At 72.3% G+C, this 17,865-nt stretch carries 15 protein-coding genes; 8 read left to right on the top strand and 7 right to left on the bottom strand.

Annotated features, from left to right (window positions below; translation table 11 throughout):
• Positions 1 to 10 precede the first annotated feature (10 nt).
• Together ACGF8A_RS16640 and ACGF8A_RS16635 are read right to left on the bottom strand one after the other, a co-directional pair.
• The gene (locus tag ACGF8A_RS16640) at positions 11 to 1,393 is read right to left on the bottom strand and encodes an MFS transporter (protein WP_393108680.1); all 1,383 of its coding nucleotides are present in this window, start codon (positions 1,391 to 1,393) and stop codon (positions 11 to 13) included.
• A 28-nt stretch (positions 1,394 to 1,421) separates the two neighbouring features.
• Positions 1,422 to 1,859, bottom strand: a complete 438-nt coding sequence (locus ACGF8A_RS16635) for a MarR family winged helix-turn-helix transcriptional regulator (protein WP_129803609.1) — start codon at positions 1,857 to 1,859, stop codon at positions 1,422 to 1,424.
• Between the two features lie 152 nt (positions 1,860 to 2,011).
• Between ACGF8A_RS16635 and ACGF8A_RS16630 the strand changes: the two genes are divergently transcribed.
• Complete coding sequence (locus ACGF8A_RS16630) at positions 2,012 to 2,194, top strand: ribbon-helix-helix protein, CopG family (protein WP_393108678.1); 183 nt, start codon at positions 2,012 to 2,014, stop codon at positions 2,192 to 2,194.
• Here ACGF8A_RS16630 and ACGF8A_RS16625 read toward each other — a convergent pair.
• Positions 2,187 to 3,638: an NCS2 family permease gene (locus tag ACGF8A_RS16625; protein WP_393108676.1), complete on the bottom strand. Its 1,452-nt coding sequence runs from the start codon at positions 3,636 to 3,638 to the stop codon at positions 2,187 to 2,189. The two genes, ACGF8A_RS16630 and ACGF8A_RS16625, sit on opposite strands and share 8 nt — an antisense overlap.
• A gap of 174 nt (positions 3,639 to 3,812) precedes the next feature.
• Here ACGF8A_RS16625 and ACGF8A_RS16620 point away from each other — a divergent pair, with 174 nt between their 5' ends.
• The 3 genes from ACGF8A_RS16620 to ACGF8A_RS16610 all read left to right on the top strand — a co-directional run bounded on the left by ACGF8A_RS16620 (position 3,813) and on the right by ACGF8A_RS16610 (position 7,576).
• Positions 3,813 to 4,094 (top strand): DUF2530 domain-containing protein, encoded by a 282-nt coding sequence (locus ACGF8A_RS16620; protein WP_393108675.1) that lies wholly within the window; start codon positions 3,813 to 3,815, stop codon positions 4,092 to 4,094.
• A 111-nt stretch (positions 4,095 to 4,205) separates the two neighbouring features.
• Complete coding sequence (locus ACGF8A_RS16615; RefSeq protein WP_393108673.1) at positions 4,206 to 5,060, top strand: class I SAM-dependent methyltransferase; 855 nt, start codon at positions 4,206 to 4,208, stop codon at positions 5,058 to 5,060.
• A 122-nt stretch (positions 5,061 to 5,182) separates the two neighbouring features.
• On the top strand, positions 5,183 to 7,576 hold the full coding sequence (locus ACGF8A_RS16610) for an HAD-IC family P-type ATPase (protein ID WP_393108671.1): 2,394 nt from the start codon (positions 5,183 to 5,185) through the stop codon (positions 7,574 to 7,576).
• Here the strand turns inward: ACGF8A_RS16610 and ACGF8A_RS16605 are convergent, their stop codons facing one another.
• The 4 genes from ACGF8A_RS16605 to ACGF8A_RS16590 all read right to left on the bottom strand — a co-directional run bounded on the left by ACGF8A_RS16605 (position 7,577) and on the right by ACGF8A_RS16590 (position 14,035).
• A complete protein-coding gene (locus ACGF8A_RS16605; RefSeq protein WP_393108669.1) occupies positions 7,577 to 8,479 on the bottom strand; it encodes a hypothetical protein in 903 nt (300 codons plus the stop codon).
• Between the two features lie 138 nt (positions 8,480 to 8,617).
• The gene (locus tag ACGF8A_RS16600; protein WP_393108667.1) at positions 8,618 to 9,490 is read right to left on the bottom strand and encodes a calcium-binding protein; all 873 of its coding nucleotides are present in this window, start codon (positions 9,488 to 9,490) and stop codon (positions 8,618 to 8,620) included.
• Between the two features lie 185 nt (positions 9,491 to 9,675).
• Positions 9,676 to 12,789, bottom strand: coding sequence for a sacsin N-terminal ATP-binding-like domain-containing protein (locus tag ACGF8A_RS16595; RefSeq protein ID WP_393108665.1), 3,114 nt, complete (start codon positions 12,787 to 12,789; stop codon positions 9,676 to 9,678).
• Positions 12,790 to 13,108: 319 nt separating this feature from the next.
• A complete protein-coding gene (locus ACGF8A_RS16590; protein ID WP_393108663.1) occupies positions 13,109 to 14,035 on the bottom strand; it encodes a DUF3027 domain-containing protein in 927 nt (308 codons plus the stop codon).
• A 301-nt stretch (positions 14,036 to 14,336) separates the two neighbouring features.
• Between ACGF8A_RS16590 and ACGF8A_RS16585 the strand changes: the two genes are divergently transcribed.
• The 4 genes from ACGF8A_RS16585 (at position 14,337) to ACGF8A_RS16570 (ending at position 17,861) form a co-directional block, all read left to right on the top strand.
• Positions 14,337 to 15,761: an MFS transporter gene (locus tag ACGF8A_RS16585; RefSeq protein ID WP_393108661.1), complete on the top strand. Its 1,425-nt coding sequence runs from the start codon at positions 14,337 to 14,339 to the stop codon at positions 15,759 to 15,761.
• Positions 15,762 to 15,823: 62 nt separating this feature from the next.
• Positions 15,824 to 16,294: a DUF2771 domain-containing protein gene (locus tag ACGF8A_RS16580; protein WP_393108659.1), complete on the top strand. Its 471-nt coding sequence runs from the start codon at positions 15,824 to 15,826 to the stop codon at positions 16,292 to 16,294.
• Between the two features lie 23 nt (positions 16,295 to 16,317).
• Positions 16,318 to 17,022 (top strand): futalosine hydrolase, encoded by a 705-nt coding sequence (locus tag ACGF8A_RS16575; RefSeq protein WP_393108657.1) that lies wholly within the window; start codon positions 16,318 to 16,320, stop codon positions 17,020 to 17,022.
• The gene (locus ACGF8A_RS16570; protein WP_393108655.1) at positions 17,019 to 17,861 is read left to right on the top strand and encodes a 1,4-dihydroxy-6-naphthoate synthase; all 843 of its coding nucleotides are present in this window, start codon (positions 17,019 to 17,021) and stop codon (positions 17,859 to 17,861) included. The genes ACGF8A_RS16575 and ACGF8A_RS16570 overlap by 4 nt, the downstream gene beginning before the upstream one ends.
• Positions 17,862 to 17,865: the final 4 nt, after the last annotated feature.

The raw sequence follows: 17,865 nt of genomic DNA, 5'->3' as shown, positions 1-17,865 counted from the left end.
GCCCGCCGGATCAGGCCGCCGGCGCCAGCTCCTCCCGGCGTTCGCGGGGCACGAAGCGCACCCTGGGGTGGCCGCGGTGCCAGCCGACCGAGAGCCGCAGGTTCCCGGCGCGGGCCAGGATCAGGCCGACGACGGTGGCGGCCAGGGCCGCGACCGCGCCGCCGGTCGCGAGGCCGACGCGGGCGCCGTAGGTGTCGGTGATCCAGCCGACGATCGGGGCGCCGACCGGGGAGCCGCCCAGGAAGACCATCATGTACAGGGCCATGACGCGGCCCCTCATCGCCGGGTCGGTGGCCATCTGGATGCCGGTGTTGGCGGTGACGTTGACCGTCATGCCGAAGACGCCGAGCGGGATCATCAGCAGGGCGAACAGCCACAGCGACGGGGTCACCGCAGCCACGATCTCCACCGCGCCGAAGACCAGCGCCGCCGCGGCCAGCAGCCGCATCCGCGCCGTGCCCCGGCGTGCGGCGAGCAGCGCACCGGTCACCGAGCCGACCGCCATCAGGGTGTTGAACAGGCTGTAGGCGCCGGCACCGGCGTGGAAGACGTCGTCGGCGAAGGCCGTGAGGTAGACGGGGAAGTTGAACGCGAACGTGCCGATGAAGCCGACCAGCACGATCGGCCAGACCAGCTCCGGGCGCCCGGCGACGTAGGTCAGTCCCTCACGCAGCTGCCCCTTGCCGCGCGGCGCGCGCCGGACGGGGTGCAGTTCGCGCCCGCGCATCAGCAGCAGGCCGGCCAGCGGGGCGACGTAGGACAGGCCGTTGAACAGGAACGCCCAGCCCGTGCCCACGCCGGTGATGAGAACGCCGGCGACGGCGGGGCCGATCATGCGGGCGGACTGGAAGTTCGCGGAGTTCAGGCTGACGGCGTTCTGGAGCTGGTCGGGGCCGACCATCTCGCTCACGAAGGACTGGCGGGCCGGGTTGTCGACGACCGTGGCGAGGCCGACGGCGGAGGCGGCGACATACACGTGCCAGACCTGCACATGGCCCGTCAGTGTCAGGGCGGCGAGGGCCAGGCCCGTGAACGCCATCGCCGTCTGGGTGACCAGCAGCGTGGGGCGCTTGGGGAGGCGGTCGACCAGGACCCCGCCGTAGAGGCCGAGGAACAGCATCGGAAGGAACTGCAGCGCCGTCGTGACGCCGACGGCGGTCGCGGAGCCGGTCAGGCTGAGGACCAGCCAGTCCTGGGCGATGCGCTGCATCCAGGTGCCGGTGTTGGAGACGACCTGGCCGAGGAAGAAGAGGCGGTAGTTGCGGACCCTCAGCGAGCTGAACATCGAGGACTTGCGGGTGTCCCCGGCGGCGATGTCCGGCGGGTCGGTGGTGGGCGGGGCGTCGGGGGTGGTCGGTGCGGGGGCGGAGTCTGCTCCGGATCCCGTACTCAAAGGGGTTCGCCTCCCTACGGCGGTGCGGTTACAGGTGCGCGAGCTTCTCCAGCACGGGGGCGGCGGCGCGCAGTTTCGCCCACTCGTCCTCGTCGAGGTCCTCGACCAGTGAGGCCAGGAACGCGTTCCGCTTGCGACGGCTCTCCTCGAGCATCGCCTCGGCCCGCTCCGTCTGCGTGACGACCTTCTGGCGCCGGTCCTCGGGGTGCGGCTCCAGCCGGACCAGGCCCTTGGCCTCCAGCAGCGCGACGATGCGGGTCATCGAGGGCGGCTGCACGTGCTCCTTCCGGGCGAGTTCGCCCGGGGTGGCGGTGCCGCAGCGGGCCAGGGTGCCCAGCACCGACATCTCGGTGGGGCTCAGTGACTCGTCGACCCGTTGGTGCTTGAGCCGACGGGACAGCCGCATCACGGCCGATCGCAGGGAGTTCACGGCGGCAGCGTCGTCGCCATGGGTAAGGTCCGGCATGTGTTTAGCTTAACTCATTACCCTCGCTAAAGAACACCCGCGACACGCCGGCTGCCCGTGAGACACGCCACGAAACCCTACCTTCACCCATACGAGTGATCCAGCCGCGGAACGTGACCCGCCGCCCGGCGGCGCCCCCGACCCTCGTGCACATGGGGACCAGTGTGCTCAGCCTGCGAATAGACGGTGACCTGCTCGAGCGCCTGCGGCACCGGGCGGCCGCACGCGGAATGAGCGTCCAGGACTATGTCGTCCGGACGCTCGTTCGCGATGACTTCGACGAGCGGTTCCAGGCCGCCGTCGAGGAGACGGAGCGGTTCTACGGGGTCACGTGAGACCCAGCGCCGGCATCAGGTAGTAGAAGGCGAAGACCGTCGACACGGCGTACATCGCCGCCGGGACCTCCCGGCCCCGGCCCGCGGCCAGGCGCAGCACCACGAAGGTGATGAAGCCCATGCCGATGCCGTTGGTGATCGAGTAGGTGAACGGCATCATCAGCATCGTCACGAAGGCCGGGACGGCGATCGTGTAGTCCGACCAGTCGATCTCCCGGACCGAGCCGGCCATGATCAGGAAACCGACCGCGACCAGCGCGGGCGTGGCCGCCTGCGACGGGACCATGGTGGCGATCGGCGTCAGGAAGAGCGCCAGGGCGAACAGACCGCCCGTGACCATGTTCGCGAAGCCGGTGCGGGCGCCCTCGCCGACGCCGGCGGTGGACTCCACGAAGCAGGTGGTGGCCGAGGACGAGCTGGCGCCGCCCGCGGCGACGGCGATGCCGTCGACGAACAGGACCTTGTTGATGCCGGGCATCTGCCCCTCGGCGTCGGTCAGCCTGGCCTCGTCGCTGACGCCCATGATCGTGCCCATCGCGTCGAAGAAGCACGACAGCAGCACCGTGAAGACGAACAGGATGCCGGTCAGGACCCCGACCTTGGCGAAACCGCCGAACACGCTGACCTGGCCGAGCAGGCCGAAGTCGGGGGTGGCGACGGGATTGCCGGGCCACGTGGGCGTGGTCAGCCCCCAGGACGGGACATCCGCGATCGCGTTGATGATCACGGCGAGCACGGTCATCGCCACGATCGAGATGAGGATCGCGCCGGACACCTTGCGCACGATCAGCGCCAGCGTGAGCAGCGCACCGAGCACGAAGATCAGCACCGGCCAGCCGTTGAGGTTCCCGGTGGCGCCGAGCTGGAGCGGGACGGTGGTCTGGGCGGCGTCCGGAATACGGGAGACGAAACCGGCGTCGACGAGACCGATCAGCATGATGAACAGGCCGATGCCGATGGCGATGGCCTTGCGCAGGCCGTAGGGCACGGCGTTCATCACACGCTCACGCAGACCGGTGGCGACCAGCAGCATGACCACGAAACCGGCCAGCACCACCATGCCCATGGCGTCCGGCCAGGACATCTGCGGGGCGAGCTGGAGCGCGACGACCGAGTTCACGCCCAGACCGGCGGCCAGCGCGATCGGCACGTTGCCGATGACGCCCATCAGCAGGGTCGTGAACGCCGCGGTCAGCGCCGTCGCGGTGACCAGCTGACCGTTGTCGAGCTGGTTGCCGTACATGTCCTTCGCGCTGCCCAGGATGATGGGGTTCAGCACGATGATGTAGGCCATCGCGAAGAAGGTGGCGAAACCGCCCCGGACCTCCCGGGCGAGCGTGCTGCCGCGTTCCGAGATCTTGAAGTAGCGGTCGAGGGCGCCGTACGCGGGCGCGCCGCCCGGCTGCTCGGGCGCGGGAGCCTTGGGTGAGGCCGAGGTGGGCATTTGTACTTTCCTACGAGCAGAACCGGTCAAAGGCAAACGGTTTCAGTATGAACATATGAGGGTCGATGTGCCATCTCCGCGCGTAGACCCTCACGCCGCACGGGCGCGGCGCCCCGCCGACCCCTCCGGCCACGCGCCTCCCGGACCCGCGCGGCGGCCTCGTAAGCTGTCCCCATGGCGAAGTGGACCCCCAAGCACGAGGCGCCGGAGCCCCTGGAGGGCCCGGTGGTCGGCACCGTCATCGGCGGCACGATCGTCTGGTTCGCCCTCTTCCTGGTCCAGTTGCCCTTCTACGGCTGGTTCGACGAGCACGGCCACACCTGGTGGCTGTGGACCTGCCTGGCCGGCGGCGGTCTGGGCCTGCTCGGCATCTGGTACGTCCGCAGGCGCGACGCCGCCATCAAGCGCGCCCAGTCCCCCGAGACGGCAGCGGCCGACCACTCCCGGGCGGACTGAGCCCCCACCGCCAGCGGTCGTCGCGCGGTCCACCTCGTGCCACGCTGAGAGGCGTGGGCCGAACGTCGCCGCGACGCGTAGCGCCGTGGCCGCACGGTGAGGAGCACAGTCATGGCGCAGCAGACCGACACCGCCGCGGCGGACCGGGCCCTGAAGGCCAAGCACCGGGCGATCTGGGCCTCGGGCGACTACCCCTCCGTCGCCGCCGAGCTGATTCCGGAGCTGGGACCGCTGCTGGTCGAGGCGTGCGGGGTGAAGGCGGGCGACAGGGTCCTGGACGTGGGCGCCGGGACCGGCAACGCCGCGATCCCGGCGGCGCTGGCCGGTGCGGACGTGGTAGCCGCCGATCTGACACCCGAACTGCTGGAGACCGGACGCCGGACGGCCGCCAGGAGCGGCGTCGACCTGCGGTGGCGGGAGGCCGACGCCGAGGCGCTGCCCTTCGCGGACGCCGACTTCGACACCGTGCTGTCCTGCGTCGGCGTCATGTTCGCCCCGCATCACCGGGCAGCCGCCGGCGAAATGGTCCGGGTCTGCCGGCCGGGCGGCACCATCGGCCTGCTCAACTGGACACCCGAGGGCTTCCTGGGACGGATGCTGGCCGCGCTGAAGCCGTACGCGCCACCGCCCCCGCCCGGCGCGCAGCCGGCCCCGCTGTGGGGAGACCCCGATCATGTGCGCGCGCTTCTCGGGGACCGGGTGACGGACGTGACCGCCGTGCGCCGGACCGTCGTGATCGACCGCTTCGGGACACCCGAGGCCTTCCGCGACTACTTCAAGGAGCGCTACGGCCCCGTGATCGCCGTCTACCGGGCCAACGCCGCGGACCCCGAGCGCACCGCCGCCCTCGACCGCGACCTGGTGGACCTCGCCCGGCGGCACGACCGGGCGGCGGGCGGCGGACCCACCGTCATGGAGTGGGAGTACCTGCTGTTCACCGCGCGCCGCACGGACACCGCCGCTTAGGGGCCGCCGTCCGGGCGTCGTACAACCGCCGTACGACCACGGGACCGTCAGTGTCCTCCCCAGGTCGGACCTTCCGCGCACTCGGCAGGTGAAGCGGTGGTTCCGCACGTACCGTCGAATGCATGACGCACATCGACGCGGGCGCCGGTCTCGACCCCGTGCACCCCTTGCGCCTGCCCTCCCACACGAGCGGACTGACCACCGCCGAGGTCGCCGAGCGGGTCGCGCGAGGGCAGGTCAACGACGTGCCGGTGCGCAGCAGCCGGTCGATGGCGGACATCGTCCGCGCCAACGTCTTCACCCGGTTCAACGCGATCATCGGCGTGCTCTGGGCGATCATGCTGGTCGTCGCGCCCATCCAGGACACCCTGTTCGGCTTCGTCATCCTCGCCAACACCGGCATCGGCATCCTCCAGGAGTGGCGGGCGAAGAAGACGCTCGACTCACTGGCCCTGATCGGTGAAGTGCGGCCGACCGTGCGGCGGGACGGGGTCGCCGCCGAGGTCGGCACGGCGGAGATCGTGCTGGACGACCTGATCGAGATCGGCCCCGGGGACAAGGTCGTCGTCGACGGCACCTGCGTCGAGGCCGACGGGCTGGAGATCGACGAGTCGCTGCTCACCGGCGAGGCCGACCCGGTCGTCAAACGGCCGGGGGACGAGGTCATGTCCGGCAGCTTCGTGGTCGCCGGGGCCGGGGCGTTCCAGGCGACCAAGGTCGGGCGGGAGGCGTACGCCGCCCAGCTCGCCGAGGAGGCGTCGCGGTTCACGCTGGTCCACTCCGAGCTGCGCTCGGGCATCTCCACGATCCTCAAGTACGTGACGTGGATGATGGTGCCGACCGCCATCGGCCTGATCATCAGCCAGCTGGTGGTGAAGGAGACCGACTTCAAGGACTCCGTCGCCCGCACCGTCGGCGGCATCGTCCCGATGGTCCCCGAGGGCCTGGTGCTGCTCACCTCCGTCGCCTTCGCGATCGGCGTGATCCGGCTCGGCCGCAAGCAGTGCCTGGTCCAGGAGCTGCCCGCGATCGAGGGTCTCGCCCGCGTCGACACCGTCTGCCTGGACAAGACCGGCACCCTCACCGAGGGCGGCATGGACGTGACCGAGCTGCGCACGCTGGACGGCAACGACGAGGCGTACGTACGGCAGGTGCTCGGCGCCCTCGGCGAGTCCGACCCACGCCCGAACTCCTCCCTCCAGGCCATCATCGACGCCTACCCCGACAGCGAGGACTGGCGCTGCGTCGAGGCGCTGCCCTTCTCCTCCGCCCGCAGATACAGCGGTGCGGCGTTCAGCGAGGGCAACGGGGAGTCCAGTACCTGGCTCCTCGGCGCCCCCGACGTGCTGCTCCACGAGGACGACCCGACGCTCGCCGAAACCGACCGGCTGAACGAACAGGGCCTGCGGGTGCTCCTGCTGGCCCGTGTCCCGGGCGAGCTGGACAGCCCCGAGATCACCCGCGACGCCAAGCCCGCCGCGCTCGTCGTCCTCGAACAGCGGCTGCGCCCCGACGCCGCCGACACCCTGCGCTACTTCGCCGACCAGGACGTCGCCGCCAAGGTCATCTCCGGCGACAACGCGGTGTCGGTCGGGGCGGTCGCCGGCAAGCTGGGCCTGACCGGCACGACGGTGGACGCGCGCCGGCTGCCCGCCGAGCGCGACCGGATGGCCGGGGCCCTGGACGAGGGCACGGTGTTCGGGCGGGTCACCCCGCAGCAGAAGCGGGACATGGTCGGGGCGCTCCAGTCCCGCGGGCACACGGTCGCGATGACCGGTGACGGCGTGAACGACGTGCTCGCCCTGAAGGACGCCGACATCGGGGTCGCGATGGGCTCGGGTTCGGAGGCGACACGTGCGGTGGCGCAGATCGTGCTGCTGAACAACAGCTTCGCCACGCTGCCGTCGGTGGTGGCCGAGGGCCGCCGCGTCATCGGCAACATCACGCGCGTGGCGACCCTTTTCCTGGTCAAGACCGTGTACTCGGTGCTGCTGGCGATCCTGGTGGTGTGCTGGCAGGTCGAGTACCCGTTCCTGCCCCGTCATCTGACGCTGCTGTCCACCCTGACGATCGGCGTCCCGGCCTTCTTCCTCGCCCTCGCGCCCAACAAGGAACGGGCGAAGCCGAATTTCGTGCGGCGGGTGATGCGGTACTCGATCCCGGGCGGGGTGCTGGCCGCGGTGGCGACGTTCGGAACGTATCTGATCGCCCGTCACCACTACACGGGGCCCGGTGCGCTGGCCGCGGAGACGAGCGCCGCGACGCTGACGCTGTTCCTGATCGCGATGTGGGTGCTCGTGATCATCGCCCGTCCGTACACCTGGTGGCGGCTGGCGCTGTTGGCGGCGATGGGCGCGCTGTTCGTGGTGGTGCTGGTGGTGCCCTGGCTCCAGGACTTCTTCGCCCTGCGGCTGGTGGGGATGACGGTGCCGTGGATCGCGGTGGGGACGGCCGCGGGCGCGGCGGTCGCCCTGGAGTTCCTCTGGAGGTGGGTCGACCGCCGCTTCCCCGCGTGACTACTGGACGTCGACGTAGTCGCCGGTCGCGTTGACCGCCGGGACCGTCGTCTTGCCCTTGAACGTGAAGCGGTAGTAGCCGTCCGCCGACGCCTTCACCGTGGTCCTCAGCTCGCCCTTGCTGTTGGTCTTGATGCCCTTGACGTTGGAGTACGCCAGGACGTCCTTCTTGCGGTACTGAAGGGCGACCGACTGGTTCACGTACCCGACGTACTTGCCGGTCTCCCAGTTGGCGATGGAGAGCTTGCCGGTGATGGTGAGGGTCCTGCCCTTCTTCACCGGCTCCGGCGAGGCGTCGACCGAGAGGGTGGAGGCGCGCTGGATGAGCGTGGTGCCGAGGTCGCCCTTCTCGGCGTAGCCGACCTTGGTGATGTCGAAGTCCAGGCCCTCCGGGTCCTGACCGTTGAGCGCGAGGGCGCCGGCGCCCGCCTTCCAGGTACCGGCGTCGGAGTTGAGCAGGTCCTCGCGCGGGTAGAAGTCGATCTTGCCGGTGCAGGTGGCCGTGGTGGCCGTGTTCACCGCGCAGGTGGCCGGCTTGACGCCGACGAGGGGCGCGCTGGTCGGGGCGTCGAGCTCACCGCGGTAGAGGACCGGGTTCGTCAGGAAGTCCCCGGCTCTGACGTTGATGCCCGCGGCGTGGGTCATCCTGTAGGTGACCGTGGTGGAGTAGTGCGTCCCCGAGCCGAGCTTGACCGCCTTGGCGATCTTGAAGTCCGAGAACGTGACGTCCATGTCGTACGGCTGACCGGGGGCCCGGTCGCCCTTGTGCGCGGCCCGGCTGATCTTCGCGAACGACTCGCGGTGGTCGAAGCCGTCGCCGCCGGCGGCGTGCGTGGCCGGTACGGCGAGGGCGGAGAGGGCCAGGGCGCCGGTGACGGCGGCGACAGTGGCACGTATGCGCATGCGTTCCCCAGATGGTCGCGAGTGATCTCGGAGCCTGTTGGCTCTCCTGACCAGATGGGCGAGTGCGGGGAACGGTTGCCCGGGTGGGGGAAGTTGGCGGATTTCGTGGAGTGCCGGTCCACCCGGGCGAGCCGTCGCCTACTTCACGTCGACGTAGTCACCCGCGACGCCGACCGCCGCGGTGCTCGCGATGCCCGAGTAGTTGAAGCGCCAGTAGCCGTCGTAGGACGCCTTGTAGGTGGTCTTCAGCGCACCGCCGGTGGCGGCGGTGATGCCCTTCACGTTCGCGTACGAGGTGGGGCCGGACTTGCGGAACTGCAGGGCCACCTTCTGGCCGCTGAAGCCGACGTACTTACGGGTCCCCCAGTCGGCACGGGTCAGCTTGCCGGTGATGGTCAGGGTGCCGCCCTTCTTCACCGGCTCCGGCGTGGCGTTGACCGTGAGCACGGAGGCGCGCTGGACCTTGTGGGTCTTGTAGAAGTCCGTGTAGAAGATCTCGTCGTCGTTGGCCAGGACGCCGACGGCGACGTTCCAGGTGCCGGCGAGGATGTTGGCGTAGAGGTCGCCCACCCCGTCGCCGTTCGCACCGGGCGTGGCGGTGATGGTGAGCATGCAGGTCGACGTCGTGGCACTGCTGGCCGTGCAGGAGGCGGCCTGCTCGTTCGGCGGGAGCCAGCCGTCGATGTCGTACTCGGGGTCGCTGCCGTGCCACAGGTCGATGTAGGCGTCCGAGATGCCGCTCGGGTGGCTGGCCTTCACGTACACCTTGATCGTCTTGGCGCCGGTGCCGACGACCACGTTGGTGTTGGAGTTCACCGTCACCGCGGTGATGGTGGGCGCTGCCGTCGCGCCGGTACGGAGTGACGGCTTGGCGGAGGAGGTGCCGAAACGCTCGGCCACGCCCGGACGGTCCAGCTCGACACCGTGCGAATCGGCCTGCGCGACCGGCGCGGCGAGGGCGGACAGGGCCAGGGCGCCGGTGACGGCGGCCACGGTGGCTCGTATACGCATGTGTTCCCCATGGAGGAGAGGGGCCTCGCTGCCCTTCGTTCCCTGCGGCGCGTGAGCGCGGCGAGGCCCAAGTGATCGTGGAGTCTGTTGACTCACGCGATCTGACCCACGCCTGTGGTGAAAGGTTGTACTCCCGGTGAGGAGAAGGCGCGGCGGCCGCGCACCACCGGTCCGCCCACGGCGACTCAGTCGAACCAGCGATCCCGCGCCAGCTCCTCCGTCCGCGACGGATCCTCCAGCAGGGCCGCCACCTCGAACCGCCGTGGCCACTGCCCGGCCGCCCAGGCGAGCCCGGCCGCGACACCCTCCAGGGTCGCGGCGTGCAGCACCCCGTCGTCCGTGACCCGCCAGTCGATCTCCACGCCGTCGACGACCAGTTCCTCGTGCTCGACGTACGAGTCCGGCGTGCGCGTCCCCAGCAGGACCCGCACCGACTCGGGTACGTCGTGCTCCGTGCCCTGCGAGTCGGCCTCACCCGTGACGGACTCGCTCAGCCGCCGCACCTGGAACAGCTCCGCCAGCTCCGCCGCCCGCGCCGGCGGGACCGGCAGCAGCGGCACGCCCGCCGTGAACGGCAGCAGGTCGGGCGAGTCGACGACCACCGCGCCGGCCGCGTCCACGACCTCGACCCGCCCGTCCACGACGGCCCGCAGCTCGTCCGGCAGGGTCACCTGCTCCGGGTCCAGCTCGGCCAGCGCGCCGTAGAGGGCGTGCAGTTGGGCGCCGGTGACCGGCCGCTCGGGGTCGGCGAGCCGGTCCAGCAGCTCGGCGCCGCCGCCCGGTTCGTCCAGGAGGGCCGCCACCGAGGTGCGGACGCCCAGCGCCCGCAGCACCTGCTCGTCGTCGAACCCGGTCGCGTCGGCCTCGTCGTACAGGCCGCGCAGCAGCGGATCGCCGCCGGAGGCGAGCAGACCGGCCGGGCGCCGGCCGTCCAGCACCGGGTGCCCCCGCAGCCACCAGGCCGTGTACGGCCGTACGACTTCATGGGTGCCGTCGGGCAGCAGGATCCGCACCGGCTGGGTGAGCGCGTCCCGCAGCGGCGGCCGCGCGAGCAGCGTCAGGGCCTGCGGCCACTTGTCGTCGTCGACGAGGTCCAGGTCCCGTACCGCGACCAGTTCGGTGGCGACCGGCGGCACCGGGGAGTCGGGGAACCGGTCGAGGATGTCCTCGCACCAGACGTCCACCGCGTCCAGCAGACCGGGGTCGTCCGGCTCGGCGTACTCCCCGTCGCGGGGCTCCAGTTCGTCCGGGTCGAGGACGACGTCCGTGGCCCGGACGAGCGCGAAGTCCACCAGCACCCCGCACGCGGCCAGCGGCTGCTCACCGAAACGCCCGGCGAACTCGGCATCCACGAAGGCCAGTTCGCCCTCCCGCATGACCTGCGCGAACGGGCCGCCGGGGAAGACCAGCTCACCGGCCGGCGCCGGCTCCCCCTCCTCGTCGGGGAGGGCCAGGGCGCCGAGCCACGGCTCGTCCCCCGGTTCGAGACCGGCGTCGCGGACCAGGGTGAGCACCGTGTCCGCCAGTTCCTCGGCGTCCAGGGCGTCCTCCTCCCAGGACAGGGCGCCCTCGTCGTCGAGCGAGGCCGCCACGGCGGCGCGCACCTGCGGCGTGGTGAGGACCGCGCGCGGCGTCGCGGGCAGCGCACCGAGCTTCTCCAGCAGCGGGTGGGCGGCGTCCAGGTGGGCGACCTTGAGGCCGAGCCGGATCAGGGTCGCGGGTTCGACGCTCACGGCGTCGGCGGTGGGCAGCAGCACCTGCCGGGGCCCGATGGTGGTCCGGCCGTCGGCCAGAGGCACGGGCAGGCCGGTGAGCCGGTCGGGATCGACGCCCGCCAGGCTGTCGTACAGCCGCCGCCACCAGCCGGGCTCCTTCTCCAGCCCGGCCAGCCGGTCGACGGCGTCGGACAGCCGCACCCGGGCGACGCCCAGCGTCCGCAGCTCCACCCGGCGTTCCAGCCCGGCGGGCAGCAGCGTGGGCAGCACCTCGGCGAGCACCCGCACGGTGTCCGCGCCGGCCCCCTCGACGACCTCGGCGTCACGCGGCCGCAGCGACTCGGGCAGGTCCTCGTCGGGAGCCGTATGGGCCGGGGGCAGGAAGGACGTGCGCGGCAGCCGCTCCAGGATCGCCTGCCGCAGTGCCCCGTCCAGCTCGCCCTTGCCCAGCGGCCCGGGCACGAGGTCGATGATCCCGGCGGTCACCGGCCGCCAGCCGGCGAGCAGTTCAGCGTACGCGTCGGCGGCCTTCTCGACAAGGAAGCCGGTCAGCGGGCCGGGCGCGGCGTGCCGGCGGGTGGTGTCCAGCGGGAACGACGCGATGAGCAGCGCGGGCACACCGAGGGGCTCGTCGCTCGGGGTGGGGGCGTGCACGACGAGGCTGGTGCGCGGGCGGGCGGGAGTGCCGTCGCCGTCCACGGGCACGGCCCAGGTGACCGACCAGTACGGGCGCAGCCGCTCCTCGACCGGCCGGTCGGCGAGCAGTTCGGGCGTGAGCGGGCCGTGCGCGGTGGTGGTACGCCACCGGGTGACGCCGTCGCGCGAGTCCTCCACGACGGTCAGGGCGCCCTCGGCCCGGCGGCGCAGCGTGCGGGGAGCGTCGGCGCCGGTCTCGACGACGACCTCCTCAAGTCCCGGCAGGGAGAGCAGCAGGGAGTCGTCGACGGCGTGCAGCAGACGCTCCGCGAGACCGGCGGCGGCCGTGTCGCGCAGGGGGAGGATGACGACGGTGTCGTACGGGTCGGGAGCGGTGCCCTCGGCGGCGAACGGCAGCCGCAGCAGGGGTACGTGACCGTCCCGGCGCCGGATCTCGTCGCCCAGGCCGGGGCTGTGCCGGGCGGTCTCGGCGGCGAGGTCACGGGCCTCGGCGAGGGACCAGCGGACACCGCCGTGCCGGCCGACCACGGCGGGCTCGTCGGTGACGGCGAGGACGGCCGCGAAGCCGACGCCGAACCGGCCGATCGAGGGCGTGTCCCGCTTGGCGGAGGCCCGCAGCGTGGCCAGCGACTCGACGCCGGCCGCGTCCAGGGGGGCGCCGGTGTTGGCGGCGACGAGGACGCCGTCGCGGAGAGTGAGACGCAACCGGCCCGGCACGCCGGCGCGGGCGGCCGCGTCGGCGGCGTTCTGGGCCAGCTCGACGACGAGCCGGTCCCGGTAGCCGCCGAGGACGAGGTCCTCCTCGGCGTTGGCGTCCTCCCGGAAGCGGGCCGGACTGGTGGCCCAGGCGTCCAGGACGCCGCGCCGCAGCCGGGCGGTCCCGAACGGATCGGCACCCTCGGCCGCCGGCCGCACGAACTTGCTCACGTTGACTCTCCTCATCGCCCTGAGGAGAAGGTATCGCCCCGGAGCGACAGGACGCCGCCTGGCCGCTTCGGGCCGCGCCAGTGGCCGCTGCTCACCCTGCGCCCGCTGGCGGCCGGACCGCACAACACGCCGGTGATCACCGAACCGGCCGAGATCCGCGAGGACCTCGCGCCGGCCACGCTGTCCGCCATCACCCACGCCGGGGCCCCGGACATCGGGGCCGTACCGAAGGCGATGACCAGCGTCCCCCGGGACATCGGCATCGCACGACGATCCGACGTGTCGCGCGAGCGGGCCGGGGCGGCCAAGTCGTGGAGCGCTACGAGTGACCCAGCTCCGCCGCGGCCTCGTCGGAGACGTCCGATACCGAGCCGGAATCCCGCGCCGGCCGCAGCGGGAACGGATCCACCCGCGTCTCGTCGATCACCGGCGGAGCCGGCTGCGGCGGCTTCGGCATGACCGCCGCCTCGGAGTGCCCCCCGCACCCGTACGCCAGCGACACCACCCGCCCGTCGGCCGGCGAGAACTCGTTCGCGCAGACCCCGAAGGCCTGCCCCAGCGACCCCCCGATCGGCGCCAGGAAGCCACACGTCACGCACGCCGCGGGGGCCGCCTGCGCCATGGGGGTCTTCGGCCCGAACGACTCCTCCCAGCGGTCGGCCGCCACATGCAGGCCGTACCGCGACAGCACCCGGGCGCGCCGCATGCCCAGTTCCTCCGCGACGGCCGCGATGGAGCCCCGGGTCGGCACCGCCGGCAGGCTGGCCGGCGGTCCCGCGGTGACCTCCGCGTCCTCGGCCTCGACCAGTTCCGCCATGTCCTCGGAGACCGCGGAACTCGGCAGCGGCGTCTCCTCGCCGATCCAGCCCGGCTCCAGCCGCAGATCCTCGGCGTCCGTGGGCAGCAGATCGCCGGGCCCCATGTCCCCGGGCCGCAGCCGCTCGCTCCACGGCACCCACTCCGGCGCCAGCAACGCGTCCGGGCCGGGCAGCAGCACGACCTCGTCGAGCGTCACGACCTTCGCGCGCGACGCCCGCGCCACGGTCACGGCCCACCGCCAGCCGCGGTACCCCAGCTCCTTGCACTCGAAGAAGTGCGTGACGACGCGGTCGCCCTCGGAGACCACCTCGGCGTGTTCCCCGACGACCCCGGGCGCGGCGGCCTCCTCGGCCGCGGCACGTGCTAGGTCGACGGCCTCGGCGCACAGGCGGTCGGGGGTGCGGCTTCGCGTGGTCGCTGCGCTCACAGGTATCGCTTCTCTCCTACGCCGTCTCTCGGTGCGCCAGCCTGAAGGCGACGGAGCGGACGGAGCGGACCTGGGGACCGCGTCGACGTCCGCGCCCTGTCGCGCTCGGGCGCACCTGTGTCATCCATTCTGCGGGATGGCCGAGAGGCGCGCGGCCGAGAACGTTCGCCACGGCGCGCTACGCACGCTACCCCTTCGCCGCCGCTGGGCCTACACCGACGGGACATGATCGCCACTAAGTGCGCGTCCATACGCGCCGGAACCGCACTACTGACGCCCATCTCAGGGCACTATGAACGTCGTGGCAACCGCAAGGTCGCCCCAGGGCGCCACCGGGACCGGCGGCGTCAAGGGGAACAACCGAAGCGGCGGAGCGGGCCGTACGGGCGGCCGGCTCCGCTCGTTCAGCCGTGCCCTGCACTTCCCGGTGACCGGCACCGCCCGCGGTATCCGCAAGGCCACGCACGCGCACGGCGCCGGCGAGTCGGGCCTCGGCAAACTGATCGAACTGCACGCCGTGAACGGCGCGGGCGACGTCATGATCACCATCGCCCTCGCCTCCACCGTCTTCTTCTCCGTCCCCACCGACGAGGCGCGCGGCCGCGTCGCCCTGTACCTCGCGATCACGATGGCGCCGTTCACCCTTCTCGCCCCCGTGATCGGCCCCCTGCTCGACCGGGTGCCGCACGGCCGGCGCGCGGCGATGGCCGGCGCGATGCTGGCCCGGGCGCTGCTCGCGCTCGTGCTGTCCGGCGCGGTGATCAACGGCGGTATCGAGCTGTACCCGGCGGCACTCGGCGTGCTGGTCGCGTCCAAGGCGTACGGCGTGGTCAGAAGCGCGGTCGTGCCCCGGCTGCTGCCACCACGCTTCTCCCTGGTGAAGGCCAACTCCCGGGTCACCCTCGGCGGCCTGCTCGCCACCGGGCTGGCCGCGCCCGTCGGCGCCGGACTCCAGGCGCTCGGCCCACGCTGGCCGCTGTACGGCGCCTTCGTGATCTTCGTCGCCGGCACGGTTCTCTCCTTCACGCTGCCGCACAAGGTCGACTCGGCCAAGGGCGAGGACACGGCGCTGCTCGCGGCGGACGAGGCGCATCTGCACGGCCCGCACCGCAAGCCGCTCAAGCGCCCGGGGCTGCGCACGGTCGGCATCGCTGTCACGCACGCCCTGGCGGTCAACGCGGCGATCCGCTGCCTGGCCGGGTTCCTGATCTTCTTCCTGGCGTTCCTGCTCCGTGAGCATCCGCTGGCCGGGCAGAGCGCGGCGGTCTCGCTGGGGATGGTGGCCGTCGCCGCCGGGGTGGGAAACGCGCTGGGAACGGCGGTCGGGGCGTGGCTGAAGTCGCGGGCGCCGGAGGTGATCATCGTGACCGTCGTCGCGATCGAGCTGGCGGTCGCGGTCACGGCGGCACTGTTCTTCAGCGCGTTCCTGGTGGCCGGCCTGGCGGCGGTCGCCGGATTCGCGCAGGCGCTGGCCAAGCTGTCGCTGGACGCGCTGATCCAGCGGGACGTGCCGGAGCTGGTGCGCACCTCGGCGTTCGCGCGCTCGGAGACGTTGCTCCAGATGGCCTGGGTGCTCGGTGGCGCGATCGGCATCGCCCTGCCGCTGAACGGCACCCTGGGCATGGCGGTGGCCGCCGCCGTACTGGCCGCCGGCTGGCTGACCACCGTCCGCGGCCTGCTCGGCTCCGCCCGCCAGGGCGGCCGCGCCCGCCCGCGAGTGGCCTAACCACCGGCACGCCCCGTACCCCGCATGGGGAAGGGGCTGGACGTGCCCGATAGCCTTCGACCATGACCATGCAATCCGCTGTGCGACGCCGCCGCGCCGTCGCCGCCGCCGGCGCCGTTTCCGCCGGACTGCTCGTCCTGTCGGCCTGCGACAAGCCGTCGCCGATGTCGACGATCACCGTCGGCTCCAATTCGGTCAGCTCCGAGGCGACCTGCTACGACGACGGTGCCACCCTGAAGACGACGGAGCTGGCCGGGTGCCTGAAGGACTCCGGCATCAAGACCATCTCGGTCGATCCCGACGAAACCGTCCGCTTCGGTGTGGACCCGGAGATCGCGGAGGAGGGCTGGACGATCCTGATGAACGGCCAGCCGCTCACCGACGCCAGCACCAAGACCTACCGGACCATCCCGGGCAGCGTGTTCTTCAACGCCCAGTACGGCGCCCAGGGCAACTCCACGCTGGTCTCCATCAAGGAGGGCGAGCAGGACGTCACCGGCCTGTGGTCCTTCAAGCTGAAGAAGGACGCCTGACCACGTCCACCGCAAGGATCCTCGTGGCCACCGCCGTCCCCGCCGAACGGGACGCGGTGGCACGGGCGTTCCCGGGTGCCGCCACCGAGGTCCCGCTCCCCGGCGGCCAGCAGGTCGGGGCCGTCCTGCACCGCCTTCCGGCCGGCCCCGACCTGCTGGCCGCCGGTGTGGGCCCGGCTCCGGCCGCCGCCCGCGCCGCGACCGCCCTCACCGCCGCGGCCCTGCACGGCAGGCCCTACACGCTGGTCGTCTGCGCCGGCATCGCGGGCGGCTTCGCCCCCGAGGCGCCCGTCGGCTCGCTCGTCGTCGCCGACGAGATCACCGCCGCCGACCTCGGCGCCGAGACCGCCGAGGGCTTCCTTCCGGTCACCGAACTGGGCTTCGGCACCGTCACCCACCGTCCGCCACAAGCACTCGTACGGGACGCCGCGACCGCCACCGGAGCCCGCCCCGGCACGGTCCTCACCGTCTCCACCGTGACCGGCACCGCCGCCCGCGCCGCCGCCCTGCGCGAGAGCCACCCCCGTGCCCTCGCCGAGGCCATGGAAGGCTTCGGCGTCGCCGAGGCCGCCGCCGCGCACGGCACGCCCGTCCTGGAGCTGCGCGCGATCTCCAACCCGGTGGGCCCGCGTGACCGCGCCGCCTGGCGGATCGGCGAGGCGCTCGCCGCACTCACGGACGCCTTCGGGAAGCTGGCCCCCGTACTGGAGAGTTGGAAACCGGCATGAGCCGACTGCACATCGCGTACTCGCCCTGCCCCAACGACACCTTCGTCTTCGACGCCCTCGCCCACGGCCGCGTCCCCGGCGCGCCCGGCCTCGACGTGACCTTCGCGGACATCGACGTCACCAACGGCATGGCCGAGCGCGGCGAGTTGGACGTGCTGAAGGTGTCGTACGCCGTGCTGCCGTACGTCCTTCGCACCTACACCCTGCTTCCGTGCGGCGGCGCGCTGGGCCGGGGCTGCGGCCCGCTGGTGCTGACCCGGGAGCCGGGCACCGACCTGGCCGGCCGTACGGTCGCGGTGCCGAGCGAGACGTCGACGGCGTACCTGCTGTTCCGGCTGTGGGCCGCCGACACGCTGCCCGGCGGGGTCGGCGAGATCGTCGTCATGCCGTTCCACGAGATCATGCCGGCGGTGCGGGACGGGAAGGCCGACGCGGGCCTGGTCATCCACGAGGCGCGTTTCACCTACCGGAACTACGGCCTGCACAAGCTCGCCGACATGGGCGAGCACTGGGAGGACACCACCGGACTGCCGATCCCGCTGGGCGCGATCATCGCCAGGCGGTCACTGGGGGCCCGGACGCTGACCCGGCTCGCCGAGGCCGTCCGCACGTCCGTGCACATGGCCTGGGAGGATCCCGGGGCGTCACGCCCGTACGTCATGGCGCACGCCCAGGAGATGGACCCCGCCGTCGCGGACCAGCACATCGGGCTCTACGTCAACGAGTTCACCGCCGGTCTCGGCGAGGACGGCTATGCGGCCGTACGCGGTCTGCTCACACGTGCGGCGGCCGAGGGGCTGGTGCCGCCCCTCGGCCCGGATGCGCTGGACTTCCCGTAGAGCG

The organism is Streptomyces sp. NPDC047706 (assembly GCF_043204795.1).
GTDB lineage: Bacteria > Actinomycetota > Actinomycetes > Streptomycetales > Streptomycetaceae > Streptomyces.
Note: the sequence above shows the minus strand (reverse complement) of the source record. Positions and strands in the feature narration are given on the sequence as shown.

Excerpts from the sequence above, each read along its gene's own strand:
- ACGF8A_RS16635 (WP_129803609.1), bottom strand. The coding sequence starts at position 1,859 with ATGCCGGACCTTACCCATGGCGACGACGCTGCCGCCGTGAACTCCCTG.
- ACGF8A_RS16615 (WP_393108673.1), top strand. The coding sequence starts at position 4,206 with ATGGCGCAGCAGACCGACACCGCCGCGGCGGACCGGGCCCTGAAGGCC.
- ACGF8A_RS16605 (WP_393108669.1), bottom strand. The coding sequence starts at position 8,479 with ATGCGCATACGTGCCACTGTCGCCGCCGTCACCGGCGCCCTGGCCCTC.
- ACGF8A_RS16580 (WP_393108659.1), top strand. The coding sequence starts at position 15,824 with ATGACCATGCAATCCGCTGTGCGACGCCGCCGCGCCGTCGCCGCCGCC.
- ACGF8A_RS16600 (WP_393108667.1), bottom strand. The coding sequence starts at position 9,490 with ATGCGTATACGAGCCACCGTGGCCGCCGTCACCGGCGCCCTGGCCCTG.
- ACGF8A_RS16620 (WP_393108675.1), top strand. The coding sequence starts at position 3,813 with ATGGCGAAGTGGACCCCCAAGCACGAGGCGCCGGAGCCCCTGGAGGGC.
- ACGF8A_RS16625 (WP_393108676.1), bottom strand. The coding sequence starts at position 3,638 with ATGCCCACCTCGGCCTCACCCAAGGCTCCCGCGCCCGAGCAGCCGGGC.
- ACGF8A_RS16570 (WP_393108655.1), top strand. The coding sequence starts at position 17,019 with ATGAGCCGACTGCACATCGCGTACTCGCCCTGCCCCAACGACACCTTC.
- ACGF8A_RS16630 (WP_393108678.1), top strand. The coding sequence starts at position 2,012 with ATGGGGACCAGTGTGCTCAGCCTGCGAATAGACGGTGACCTGCTCGAG.
- ACGF8A_RS16610 (WP_393108671.1), top strand. The coding sequence starts at position 5,183 with ATGACGCACATCGACGCGGGCGCCGGTCTCGACCCCGTGCACCCCTTG.